Annotated in this window: 20 protein-coding genes; 19 read left to right on the top strand and 1 reads right to left on the bottom strand. The window is 60.6% G+C overall.

What is annotated here, in order from left to right; genetic code table 11:
• From BMX99_RS20025 to rplP, 11 genes are all read left to right on the top strand, one after another.
• A partial coding sequence (locus tag BMX99_RS20025; protein WP_139199548.1) for an EF-Tu C-terminal domain-related protein occupies positions 1-94 on the top strand: 94 nt, incomplete at its 5' end.
• A 206-nt stretch (positions 95-300) separates the two neighbouring features.
• On the top strand, positions 301-609 hold the full coding sequence (gene rpsJ / locus BMX99_RS14615) for a 30S ribosomal protein S10 (RefSeq protein ID WP_009805820.1): 309 nt from the start codon (positions 301-303) through the stop codon (positions 607-609).
• A gap of 15 nt (positions 610-624) precedes the next feature.
• Positions 625-1,467, top strand: coding sequence for a 50S ribosomal protein L3 (gene rplC, locus BMX99_RS14610; protein WP_093453196.1), 843 nt, complete (start codon positions 625-627; stop codon positions 1,465-1,467).
• Positions 1,464-2,078 carry a 50S ribosomal protein L4 gene (rplD, locus tag BMX99_RS14605; protein WP_093453193.1) on the top strand — a complete coding sequence of 205 codons (615 nt, stop codon included), beginning with the start codon at positions 1,464-1,466 and terminating at the stop codon, positions 2,076-2,078. The genes rplC and rplD overlap by 4 nt, the downstream gene beginning before the upstream one ends.
• On the top strand, positions 2,075-2,371 hold the full coding sequence (locus tag BMX99_RS14600) for a 50S ribosomal protein L23 (protein WP_093453190.1): 297 nt from the start codon (positions 2,075-2,077) through the stop codon (positions 2,369-2,371). Before rplD ends, BMX99_RS14600 begins: the two co-directional genes overlap by 4 nt.
• A gap of 163 nt (positions 2,372-2,534) precedes the next feature.
• A complete protein-coding gene (locus BMX99_RS14595; protein WP_139199546.1) occupies positions 2,535-3,209 on the top strand; it encodes a VPLPA-CTERM sorting domain-containing protein in 675 nt (224 codons plus the stop codon).
• Between the two features lie 332 nt (positions 3,210-3,541).
• Entirely contained in the window at positions 3,542-4,384 is an 843-nt protein-coding gene (gene rplB / locus BMX99_RS14590) for a 50S ribosomal protein L2 (RefSeq protein WP_093453185.1), read from the top strand.
• 3 nt (positions 4,385-4,387) lie between these two features.
• Positions 4,388-4,666 carry a 30S ribosomal protein S19 gene (gene rpsS / locus BMX99_RS14585; RefSeq protein ID WP_093453183.1) on the top strand — a complete coding sequence of 93 codons (279 nt, stop codon included), beginning with the start codon at positions 4,388-4,390 and terminating at the stop codon, positions 4,664-4,666.
• Between the two features lie 3 nt (positions 4,667-4,669).
• Entirely contained in the window at positions 4,670-5,050 is a 381-nt protein-coding gene (rplV, locus tag BMX99_RS14580) for a 50S ribosomal protein L22 (protein ID WP_093453180.1), read from the top strand.
• Positions 5,050-5,772 carry a 30S ribosomal protein S3 gene (gene rpsC, locus BMX99_RS14575; protein WP_093453177.1) on the top strand — a complete coding sequence of 241 codons (723 nt, stop codon included), beginning with the start codon at positions 5,050-5,052 and terminating at the stop codon, positions 5,770-5,772. Before rplV ends, rpsC begins: the two co-directional genes overlap by 1 nt.
• 12 nt (positions 5,773-5,784) lie before the next feature.
• A complete protein-coding gene (gene rplP / locus BMX99_RS14570) occupies positions 5,785-6,198 on the top strand; it encodes a 50S ribosomal protein L16 (protein ID WP_093453175.1) in 414 nt (137 codons plus the stop codon).
• A 125-nt stretch (positions 6,199-6,323) separates the two neighbouring features.
• Here the strand turns inward: rplP and BMX99_RS14565 are convergent, their stop codons facing one another.
• Positions 6,324-7,166 carry an SDR family oxidoreductase gene (locus BMX99_RS14565; RefSeq protein ID WP_093453173.1) on the bottom strand — a complete coding sequence of 281 codons (843 nt, stop codon included), beginning with the start codon at positions 7,164-7,166 and terminating at the stop codon, positions 6,324-6,326.
• Between the two features lie 102 nt (positions 7,167-7,268).
• Between BMX99_RS14565 and BMX99_RS14560 the strand changes: the two genes are divergently transcribed.
• The 8 genes from BMX99_RS14560 (at position 7,269) to rplE (ending at position 10,920) form a co-directional block, all read left to right on the top strand.
• Positions 7,269-7,697 (top strand): winged helix-turn-helix transcriptional regulator, encoded by a 429-nt coding sequence (locus BMX99_RS14560; protein WP_093453171.1) that lies wholly within the window; start codon positions 7,269-7,271, stop codon positions 7,695-7,697.
• Between the two features lie 95 nt (positions 7,698-7,792).
• A complete protein-coding gene (locus BMX99_RS14555) occupies positions 7,793-8,413 on the top strand; it encodes a 2OG-Fe(II) oxygenase family protein (protein ID WP_093453169.1) in 621 nt (206 codons plus the stop codon).
• Positions 8,414-8,421: 8 nt separating this feature from the next.
• A complete protein-coding gene (locus BMX99_RS14550; protein ID WP_093453167.1) occupies positions 8,422-8,919 on the top strand; it encodes a DUF3237 domain-containing protein in 498 nt (165 codons plus the stop codon).
• 231 nt (positions 8,920-9,150) lie between these two features.
• Entirely contained in the window at positions 9,151-9,351 is a 201-nt protein-coding gene (rpmC, locus tag BMX99_RS14545) for a 50S ribosomal protein L29 (protein ID WP_093453165.1), read from the top strand.
• A 22-nt stretch (positions 9,352-9,373) separates the two neighbouring features.
• Entirely contained in the window at positions 9,374-9,604 is a 231-nt protein-coding gene (rpsQ, locus tag BMX99_RS14540) for a 30S ribosomal protein S17 (protein WP_093453163.1), read from the top strand.
• A gap of 77 nt (positions 9,605-9,681) precedes the next feature.
• Positions 9,682-10,050 carry a 50S ribosomal protein L14 gene (gene rplN, locus BMX99_RS14535; RefSeq protein ID WP_009805806.1) on the top strand — a complete coding sequence of 123 codons (369 nt, stop codon included), beginning with the start codon at positions 9,682-9,684 and terminating at the stop codon, positions 10,048-10,050.
• 2 nt (positions 10,051-10,052) lie between these two features.
• Complete coding sequence (rplX, locus tag BMX99_RS14530; RefSeq protein ID WP_093453161.1) at positions 10,053-10,364, top strand: 50S ribosomal protein L24; 312 nt, start codon at positions 10,053-10,055, stop codon at positions 10,362-10,364.
• Positions 10,357-10,920 (top strand): 50S ribosomal protein L5, encoded by a 564-nt coding sequence (rplE, locus tag BMX99_RS14525; protein WP_093453158.1) that lies wholly within the window; start codon positions 10,357-10,359, stop codon positions 10,918-10,920. Before rplX ends, rplE begins: the two co-directional genes overlap by 8 nt.
• Positions 10,921-10,930 lie beyond the last annotated feature (10 nt).

The following is a 10,930-nucleotide window of genomic DNA, read 5'->3' as shown; positions in this document are numbered from 1 at the left end:
CGCACCGATCGCCATGGAAGACGGCCTGCGTTTCGCAATCCGTGAAGGTGGCCGGACCGTTGGTTCGGGCGTCGTCTCCAAGATCGTCGCCTAAGGCAGGCAATCCTGTCGATGCTGCGGGGAATTTCTCCGCGGCATCAACTATTGATTGATGTCTTCGTGAAGACGTTGTAACGCGTCCCACGACCTAATTCCGGAGCCCCGTTCACGCGGGGCTCCATACCTACAAGGGTTCGACGAAGGGGCAGGGTGGTCCTGTTTCTTCCTCTCAACTCAAACGCCGAAGAAGGCTGAATTGACATGTCAGGTCAAACCATTCGCATCCGGCTGAAGGCATTCGATTACCGTGTGTTGGATACGTCCACGCAGGAAATCGTGAACACGGCGAAGCGCACCGGCGCTCAGGTCCGTGGCCCGATCCCGCTGCCCAACAAGATCGAGAAGTTCACGGTTCTCCGTGGCCCTCACGTCGACAAGAAATCCCGCGACCAGTTCGAGATCCGCACGCACAAGCGTCTGCTCGACATCGTGGATCCGACCCCGCAGACGGTGGACGCGCTGATGAAGCTCGACCTCGCCGCCGGCGTGGATGTCGAGATCAAGGTGTAAGGGAGGGACCATCAGATGCTCCGTTCCGGTATCATCGCAAAGAAAATCGGCATGACCCGCCTCTTCCTGGAAGACGGCAAGCAGGTCCCCGTGACCGTTCTGCAGCTGGACAAGCTGCAGGTCGTGGCACAGCGTACCGCCGATGCACATGGCTACACCGCCGTCCAGCTGGGCGCCGGCACTGCCAAAGCCAAGCGCACCTCGAAGGCCATGCGTGGTCACTTCGCGGCTGCCAACGTCGAACCCAAGCGCAAGATCGCTGAATTCCGCGTCGACGCGGAAAACCTGATCAACGTGGGCGAAGAAATCACGGCCGACCATTACTTCGAAGGTCAGTTCGTCGATGTCTGCGGCACCTCGATCGGTAAGGGTTTTGCCGGTGGTATGAAGCGCCACAACTTCGGTGGTCTGCGCGCCACGCACGGTGTCTCGATCTCGCACCGGTCGCATGGTTCGACCGGTCAGTGTCAGGACCCGGGCAAAGTGTTCAAGGGCAAGAAAATGGCCGGCCACATGGGTGCCGTCCGTGTCACCACGCAGAACCTGCAGGTCGTCAAGACCGACAGCGAACGCGGCCTGATCATGATCAAGGGCGCGGTTCCGGGTTCGAAAGGTGGTTGGGTCACCGTGAAGGACGCGGTCAAGAAACCGTTCCCCGAGAACGCGATCCTGCCCGCAGCCCTGAAATCCGCCGCTGAAGAAGCCCGCAAAGCTGCTGAAGAAGCCGCTGCGCAGGCCGAAGCCGAAGCCAAGGCCGCCGAAGAGGCAGCCGCAGCCGAGGCAGCCGCCGCCGAAGAAGCCGCGCTGAAAGCAGCGGAGGCCGAAATCGAGGCTGAGAAGAAGGAAGGCGAAGAATGAAACTCGACGTGATCAATCTGGACGGCTCTTCTGCTGGTTCCGTCGATCTCGGCGACGAGATCTTCGGCCTGGAGCCGCGTGCAGACATCCTGCACCGTGTGGTTCGCTGGCAGCGCAACAAGGCGCAGCAGGGCACCCACAAGGTTCTGACCCGTTCCGAGGTCAGCTACTCGACCAAGAAGATCTATCGCCAGAAGGGCACCGGCGGCGCACGCCACGGTTCCCGCAAGGCACCGATCTTCCGCAAGGGTGGCATCTACAAAGGCCCGACCCCGCGGTCTCATGCCCATGACCTGCCGAAGAAATTCCGCAAGCTGGGTCTGAAGCACGCGCTGTCGGCCAAGGCCAAGGAAGGTTCGCTGGTGATCATCGATGCCGCAGACGCAGGGGCAAAGACCTCGGCTCTGGCCAAGCAGGTCAAGAACCTGGGCTGGAAGCGCGCGCTGATCATCGACGGCTCCGTGAACGAGGATTTCGCCAAGGCTGCCGCGAACATCGCGGGGCTGGACGTGCTGCCCTCGATCGGCGCCAATGTCTATGACATCCTGAAGCGTGACACCCTGGTGCTCACCAAAGCGGGTGTCGAAGCACTGGAGGCTCGTCTGAAATGAGCGCGAAAGCAGAACATTACGACGTGATCCGCAAGCCGGTCATCACCGAGAAGGCAACCATGGCTTCCGAAGCCAACGCCGTTGTTTTCGAGGTCGCACCGGAAGCGAACAAGCCGCAGATCAAAGAGGCCGTCGAGGCGCTGTTTGGTGTGAAGGTGAAGGCCGTGAACACGACCATCACCAAAGGCAAGGTGAAGCGCTTCCGCGGTAAGCTGGGCACCCGCAAGGATGTCAAAAAAGCTTACGTGACGCTTGAAGAAGGCAACACGATCGACATCTCGACCGGTCTCTGATCGGTCCTGGCGGCCGGACGCCAGTCTTGCCGTTGATTTAGATGAATAATCGGGCCCCGCTTATCGGCGGGGCCCGTTTCCATTTCCGGGTCTTGAATGCGTACGTTGTAAAGAATCAAATATTATGCTTTTTTAATTCTGTGTTTGTAAAAAGGTGAGATCTATGCGGTATTTCGCAGTATTGGGTACTTTGGCACTTCTGTCCGGTGGCGCAGTTCAAGCCGCCTCTGTTGTCGAAACTGTCGATTTCTCGAACAGTTTCTTTTCCCCGACCAATTTTGGCGAATTCGGTGTTGGTGACAACACAGTCACGGGGTCCGTGTCCGCGACCTGTGTGCTTGATCCGGGGGCAGATTTCTCGGACTGTTCCGGAGGTGATGAAATCGACTACGGTTTCTTCACCCTTGCCGCGGGTACGGAACTGGTCGGTGCGTCGGTCGTAATTTCGAATTTCACGACCGATGCGATGTACAACTATCCGGTCGATCCCAACTTCCCGGCAGAGACGGGTCCCATAGAGGATCCGTCGGCGATAGGCGGTGGCGTGAACAACGTCTATTTTGAAGAAAACGGCGTCTTCAGCCTTCTGGGTGACAGCTTCCTCGCCGGTGGCGTCATCTCGGTTCAGATTTTCCCGAGCACGATCCTGGGCTTCGGGAACAATCCCGATATCCAGAGTTTTGGCACCGTTTCTTTTGATTATCAGGTGACGGTTTCCCTTCGTGAAACCACGCCGGCTGTGCCGTTGCCGGCGGGCTTTCCCCTTTTTCTGACCGGGCTTGCCGGGCTTTACGGCGTTGCGAGCAAATCTAAGCGTCAGGATACTAAGGCGGCGTAATTCCGGTATGGATTCGTCCCTGGGGTGCCAGGGTCGGACCTCTACATCAAGCGGGAGAGAGCTTGCGACATTGATGTGGACCCAATGTCCCGCGATCGGGACTTGACCATGTGGCCCAAAGTTCTTAGACGACCCCATCGGCATGGCCCCGGATTCGTCCGGGGCTCTGCTTTTGTTCGTATGACATCCTCATAAGAACATCTCACCGGGCACCTTCGGGGGCCTATACCAACGGTCACCTCGCCACACCTAAGACGGTCAGGGCAGGGGGCTAACACATAGGTCACCCGCCCATGGGCTGGGGACCACTTGCTAAACGGAAGACAGAAAGCATGGCACTCAAGTCGTATAAGCCGACGACGCCGGGCCAGCGCGGGCTGGTGCTGATCGACCGTTCGGAGCTGTACAAAGGACGCCCCGTCAAAGCCCTTACCCAGGGTCTGACGAAGAACGGCGGCCGGAACAACACCGGACGGATTACGATGCGCCGCAAGGGCGGCGGGGCGAAACGCCTTTATCGGATCGTCGATTTCAAGCGCAACAAATTCGATGTGGCGGCAACCGTCGAGCGGATCGAATATGACCCGAACCGGACCGCATTCATCGCGCTGGTGAAATATGAAGATGGTGAACAGGCCTATATCCTGGCACCGCAGCGTCTGGCCGTGGGCGACAGCGTCGTCGCGTCCCAGAAAGCCGACATCAAGCCGGGTAACGCAATGCCGTTCTCGGGCATGCCGATCGGTACCATTGTCCACAACATCGAACTGAAGCCCGGCAAGGGCGGTCAGATCGCACGCGCCGCGGGCACCTATGCCCAGTTCGTCGGCCGTGACGGTGGTTACGCACAGATCCGCCTGAGCTCGGGCGAGCTGCGCATGGTCCGTCAGGAATGCATGGCCACCGTTGGTGCCGTGTCGAACCCCGACAACTCGAACCAGAACTACGGTAAAGCCGGTCGTATGCGCCACAAGGGCATCCGCCCCTCTGTTCGTGGTGTGGTTATGAACCCGATCGACCACCCCCATGGTGGTGGTGAAGGCCGGACCTCTGGTGGTCGTCACCCGGTTACCCCCTGGGGCAAGCCGACCAAAGGTGCACGCACCCGTGACAAGAACAAGGCGTCCTCGCGGCTTATCATCCGCTCCCGGCACGCCAAGAAGAAAGGGCGCTAACATATGGCACGCTCTGTTTGGAAAGGCCCCTTTGTCGACGCTTACGTGCTGAAAAAAGCCGAAGCGGCGCGCGAATCCGGGCGTAACGAAGTCATCAAGATCTGGTCCCGTCGTTCGACGATCCTGCCCCAGTTCGTGGGCCTGACGTTTGGCGTCTACAACGGCCAGAAGCACGTTCCTGTGAACGTCTCCGAGGACATGATCGGTCAGAAGTTCGGTGAATATTCGCCGTCCCGTACCTACTACGGGCATGCTGCCGACAAGAAAGCGAAGCGGAAGTAAGTCATGGGCAAGGCACAGAACCCCCGCCGCGTGGCCGACAATGAAGCAATGGCAAAACTGCGCATGCTTCGTACGTCCCCGCAGAAACTGAACCTGGTTGCACAGCTGATCCGCGGCAAGAAGGTGGACAAGGCCCTCACGGACCTGACCTTCTCGAAAAAGCGGATTGCCGAGGACGTGAAGAAATGCCTTCAGTCCGCGATCGCAAACGCCGAAAACAACCACAACCTGGACGTCGATGAACTGATCGTCGCCGAGGCCTATGTGGGCAAGAACCTGATCATGAAGCGTGGCCGTCCGCGGGCACGTGGCCGTTATGGCAAGATCATGAAGCCGTTTTCGGAGCTGACCATCAAGGTCCGCCAGATCGAGGAGCAAGCCTAATGGGTCAGAAAGTCAATCCGATCGGCATGCGCCTGCAGGTCAACCGTACCTGGGACAGCCGCTGGTATGCCGACACGAAGGATTACGGTGATCTTCTTCTCGAAGACATCCGCATTCGTGAGTTCATCAAGGAAGAGTGCAAGCAGGCTGGTGTCGCACGCGTCATCATCGAGCGTCCGCACAAGAAGTGCCGTGTGACCATTCACACCGCACGTCCGGGCGTCATCATCGGCAAGAAAGGCGCAGACATCGAAGTCCTGCGCGGCAAGCTTGCCAAGATGACCGACAGCGAACTGCACCTGAACATCGTCGAAGTCCGCAAGCCGGAACTGGACGCAGCCCTGGTTGGTGAGTCGATCGCTCAGCAGCTGGAACGCCGTGTTTCCTTCCGTCGCGCGATGAAGCGTGCCGTTCAGAACGCCATGCGCATGGGCGCCCTGGGTATCCGGGTGAACGTCGCTGGTCGTCTGGGTGGTGCCGAAATCGCACGGACCGAATGGTACCGTGAAGGCCGTGTGCCCCTGCACACCCTGCGCGCCGACATCGACTATGCCCATTCCGAGGCGTCGACCCCTTACGGGATCATCGGCATCAAGGTCTGGATCTTCAAAGGCGAGATCATGGAGCATGACCCGCAGGCGCGTGATCGCCGTGCGCAAGAGCTTCAGGACGGTCCCGCACCCCGTGGCGCCGGCGGTAACCGCCGCGACCGCGACCGGTAAGGAGAGCGCAAGATGCTTCAACCGAAACGCACGAAATTCCGCAAGCAGTTCAAGGGCCGCATCAAAGGCGAAGCCAAAGGTGGCTCTGATCTGAACTTCGGAACCTATGGCCTTAAAGCCACCGAGCCCGAGCGCGTCAGCGCCCGTCAGATCGAAGCCGCCCGTCGGGCCATGACGCGTCACATGAAGCGTCAGGGTCGTGTCTGGATCCGGATCTTCCCCGACGTGCCCGTGACCGCGAAGCCGATCGAAGTTCGTATGGGTAAGGGTAAAGGCTCTGTTGACCGTTGGGTCTGCAAAGTGAAGCCCGGCCGTATGATGTTTGAAATCGACGGCGTGAACGAAGACATCGCACGCGAGGCCCTGCGCCTGGCCGCGATGAAACTGCCGGTGAAAACCCGCGTCGTCGTTCGCGAAGACTGGTAAGCCGGTCGGGTCCCTTGGACCGCTGGCGATGTGATCCCGGGCCCTGTGCCGGGGATCACGGACCAAACAAAAAGCGCCCCGCTGGTGACAGCGGGGCGCTTTTCTTTTGTCGGTCGGGCCGGGGGTCAGGCCAGCGTGGCCTTGACCGTCTCGGACAGGGGCGTGGTCGGATGGCCGATCAGTGCGGACAGCGCCTTGGTGTCGTCAAACAGCGCGCCTGCCTTGGCGGCGGTGTCAAAACCCGCGAAAGCCTGAGCCATGGGCGCGGGGAAACCCGCCTGGGTCAGCACACCGGCGTAGTCCGCCTCGGGCATGTCGACGTAGGGAATGTCCCTCCCGGTTCGGCGCGAAAGTTCCGCTGCCAGGTCGGTCAGCGCATAACTGTCATCGCCGGCCAGCTCGAACGTCTTGCCCACGTGGTCGGCGTTGGTCAGCACGGCGACAGCGGCGTCCGCATAATCCGCCCGCGCGGCCGAGGAGATCCGCGCATCGCCCGCGGCCCCCACAAAGGCCCCGTGTTCCAGCGCCGAAGGGATCGAGGCGGCGTAGTTTTCCGTATACCAGCCGTTGCGCAGGAGGGTCACGGTCAGGCCGGAGGCGGCCAGCAGCGCCTCGGTCTGGCGGTGTTCTTCGGCCAGGCTCAGCGCCGAGGTATCTGCATGCAGCACGCTGGTATAGACGATATGGGGGACGCCGGCGGTTTTCGCGGCCTTAATCACGGCGCGATGCTGATCGACGCGGCGGCCGATCTCGGAGGCCGAGATGAACATCAGCGTGTCCACGCCGGATAGGGCAGGGGCCAGCGTATCGGGCTGATCATAGTCGAAGGCGCGGGCCGGCACGCCCAGATCGGCGGCATTTTCGGGGCTGCGGGCCAGGGCGATAACGTCAGCCTGTCCGGCGGCTTTCAGTTTCTCGATGATAAGGCGGCCAAGCTGGCCGGTGGCTCCGGTGATGGCAATGGTCATGGTCAGGTCCTTTCCTGTCTGTGGCGCGGGGTCGGCGCCTGTCTGATGCAGGGGACCTAGGCCCTTTACTTACGAAGTGTAAGTACGTACATAAATGTTAGTATGAACATTCCATCCGATCCCAAGCCCCAGGGCCTGTCCGACGCGCTGATGCGCGGTGACCTTCTGTCGGCGAAATGCCCGTCGCGCGAGGTGATGAAACATGTGACGTCCAGATGGGGCGTGTTGGTCCTGATCGCCCTGGAACATGGCACCCTGCGGTTCAGCCAGCTGCGCCGCCGCGTCGGCGGGGTCAGCGAACGGATGCTGGCGCAGACGCTGCGCTGGCTGGAAGGCGACGGGCTGGTGCTGCGGGTGGAATATGACGTGGTGCCGCCGCATGTGGAATATCAGCTGACCCCCCTGGGACGGGAAGCGGCGGAAAAGGTGCGGGTGCTGGCGGACTGGATCGAAGGCAGCATGCCCCGCATCGCCGCCCATTGGGCCGAAGCAGGCACAGGGCCGCAGGTCGAAGACGCCACCCAGGCGTGATCCGCAAGGGCAAAATGGCGGCGCTGACCCAAAAGCGTGTCTCGCCTTCCCGAAGCCTGTAGGGTAGGAGGCACAAACCCCTGCAGGAGGCCGTCATGGCAGATATAAGGACGCTCTTCGTCACGCCGCTGTATCACGCGAAGCTTTCGGAACATGGCCCGGCCGTGGATACCGAAGAGCTTGAGACCTCTTGCTATTCCATCGCCGAGGATGACGAGGCCGGGCAGGACTGGTGCGAAGATAATGGCTATCCCGGCTATACCTCTTACGCGTCGCTGACCGATCTGCCCTGGCGCTTTCCGATCTTCGCCGATCTGGTGAAGTCGCTGGATGCCCATGTGGCCGCCTTTGCAGAAGCCTGCCAGTTCGACCTGGGGGACAAGTCCCTGGTGCTTGAGGATCTGTGGATCAACATCCTGCCCGAGGGCGGGACGCATTCGTCACATATCCATCCGCACAGCGTCATCTCGGGGACAACTTACGTCGCGATGCCTGACGGTGCGTCCGCCTTGAAACTGGAGGATCCGCGCCTTCAGATGATGATGGCGGCCCCGACGCGCGTGAAAGGGGCCAGGGACGAGCTGAAGCCCTTCATCTACGTCGCACCCAAGCCGGGCGACGTGTTGCTGTGGGAAAGCTGGTTGCGTCACGAGGTGCCGATGAACATGTCCGAAGACGATCGGATTTCGGTGAGTTTCAATTACAAGTGGGACTAGTTGAGTTAATGACAGAGAAGACCACCCGGCTTCTGATGGAAATGCGCTTGGACATGGGGCCGGCGCAGCAGGTGACAGGCCAGAGTGGTGAGACCCGGCTGATATATCATGTTCGGGGCGGGCGCTTCGAGGGCGAGCAGATTGCCGGCAAGATCCTTCCGGTGTCGGGCGACTGGGTCAGCATCAAGAACAACGTCATCACAATGGACGTGCGGGTGCAGTTGCAGACCGACGAAGGCTGGCTGGTGCAGATGTCCTACGAGAGCATCTCGGACCTGTCGGAAGAGGAACGCCGGGTCTTTGCCGCCCGGGGCAAGATCGACCAGGCCGGGCATTTCTTCCGTGTTGTGCCCACCTTCACGACCCGCGCACCGCAGCTGGAATGGCTGACGCGGGCGTCGATCTTCGGCGTCGGCACCCGCTATGACGACCGGATCGAATACGACGTCTTCGAAGAGATCGCGGGTCAGCCCTGCGACAGGGGGGCGCCGCAGCACGCCGATTAGGGGCGGGCGATCCCCTGGCCCGGCCCCGGCAGGGACCCGGGCCGCTGTTTCCGGCACCGCCGGGGCAGGGGATCCGCCCCCGCGCGCGGCGGGGCATTCGGTCGGGATTAGGTCTTGCTTCCAAGGGGAATCGCGCCTATACGGCCGGCTCATCATGACTCCACCGGAATCAGGGTGACCCGGCGCATGCGCGCTCAGGGGCCAACCGGTGATGTTGAAAGGAACGACGATATGAGCGCGAACGAGCTTCGTGACAAGACCCCCGATCAACTGCGCGAGCAGCTGACCGAGCTGAAAAAAGAGCAGTTCAACCTGCGCTTTCAGCAGGCCACTGGCCAACTGGAGAACCCCGCACGTATGCGCGATGCCCGCCGCGAGGCAGCCCGCGTCTTGACCGTGTTGAATGAAAAAGCCGCAGCTGCTGCTGAATAAGGCCAGATAGGGAAGCATCCAGATGCCCAAACGTATCCTGCAAGGCGTCGTGACCTCCGACGCAAACGCACAGACCGTCACCGTGTCGGTGGAACGCCGCTTCACGCACCCGGTTCTGAAAAAGACCATCCGTAAGTCCAAGAAATACCGGGCTCACGATGAGAACAACACCTTCAAGACGGGTGATACGGTTCGCATTCAGGAATGCGCGCCGAAGTCCAAGACCAAACGTTGGGAAGTGATCACCGCGTAAGCGGCCGCAACCCAGCTTAATCGAAACCCTGGGGGCTAGGGGCACTGCAGCCCTCCCCAAAGGTCGGGAGAAACCAAATGATCCAGATGCAGACCAATCTGGATGTCGCTGACAACTCTGGCGCGCGCCGAGTTCAGTGCATCAAGGTCCTCGGCGGTTCGCACCGTCGTTATGCGTCGGTTGGCGACATCATCGTTGTTTCGGTGAAAGAAGCCATTCCGCGCGGCCGTGTGAAAAAGGGTGACGTCCGCAAGGCCGTCGTCGTTCGCACCGCCAAGGAAGTCCGTCGTGAAGACGGCACCTCTATCCGCTTCGACCGCAACGCGGCCGTCATCCTGAACAACGCAGGCGAACCCGTCGGCACCCGTATCTTCGGGCCGGTCGTGCGCGAGCTGCGGGCGAAGAACTTCATGAAGATCATCTCGCTTGCTCCGGAGGTGCTGTAATCATGGCTGCCAAGCTGAAAAAAGGTGACAAGGTCATCGTTCTGGCCGGCAAGGACAAAGGCAAGACCGGTGAGATCACGCAGGTTCTGCCGCAGGCAGGCAAGGCCATCGTCGACGGTGTGAACATGGCTGTTCGCCACACCCGTCAGACCCAGACGTCCCAGGGTGGCCGTCTGCCCAAGGCACTGCCGATCCAGCTGTCCAACCTGGCTTATGTCGACGCCAACGGCAAACCGACCCGCGTCGGTTTCAAGATGGACGGCGACAAGAAAGTCCGCTTTGCCAAGACGACCGGAGACGTGATCGATGCTTGATACCGCGAACTACACCCCGCGCCTGAAGGCCGCCTACAAGGACAGCATCCGTGCTGCCATGAAGGAAGAATTCGGCTACGCGAACGACCTGCAGATCCCGCGCCTGGACAAGATCGTCCTGAACATTGGCTGCGGTGCTGAAGCGGTCAAGGACAGCAAGAAAGCCAAATCCGCTCAGGAAGACCTGACCGCGATTGCCGGCCAGAAAGCTGTGATCACCAAGGCGAAGAAATCCATCGCAGGTTTCCGCGTCCGTGAAGAGATGCCCCTGGGTGCGAAAGTGACCCTGCGCGCTGACCGGATGTACGAATTCCTGGATCGCCTGATCACCATCGCAATGCCCCGTATCCGCGACTTCCGCGGCGTTTCCGGCAAGTCCTTCGATGGCCGTGGCAACTATGCCATGGGCCTGAAAGAACACATCGTGTTCCCCGAGATCAACTTCGACAAAGTCGACGAAGTCTGGGGCATGGACATCATCATCTGCACGACCGCGGCATCCGACGCGGAAGCAAAGGCGCTGTTGAAGCATTTCAACATGCCCTTCAACAGCTGATCGCGGGAGA

This window comes from Pseudooceanicola nitratireducens, from assembly GCF_900109195.1.
Taxonomy (GTDB): Bacteria; Pseudomonadota; Alphaproteobacteria; order Rhodobacterales; family Rhodobacteraceae; genus Pseudooceanicola; species Pseudooceanicola nitratireducens.
This window is presented reverse-complemented; position numbering and strand designations above follow the sequence as displayed.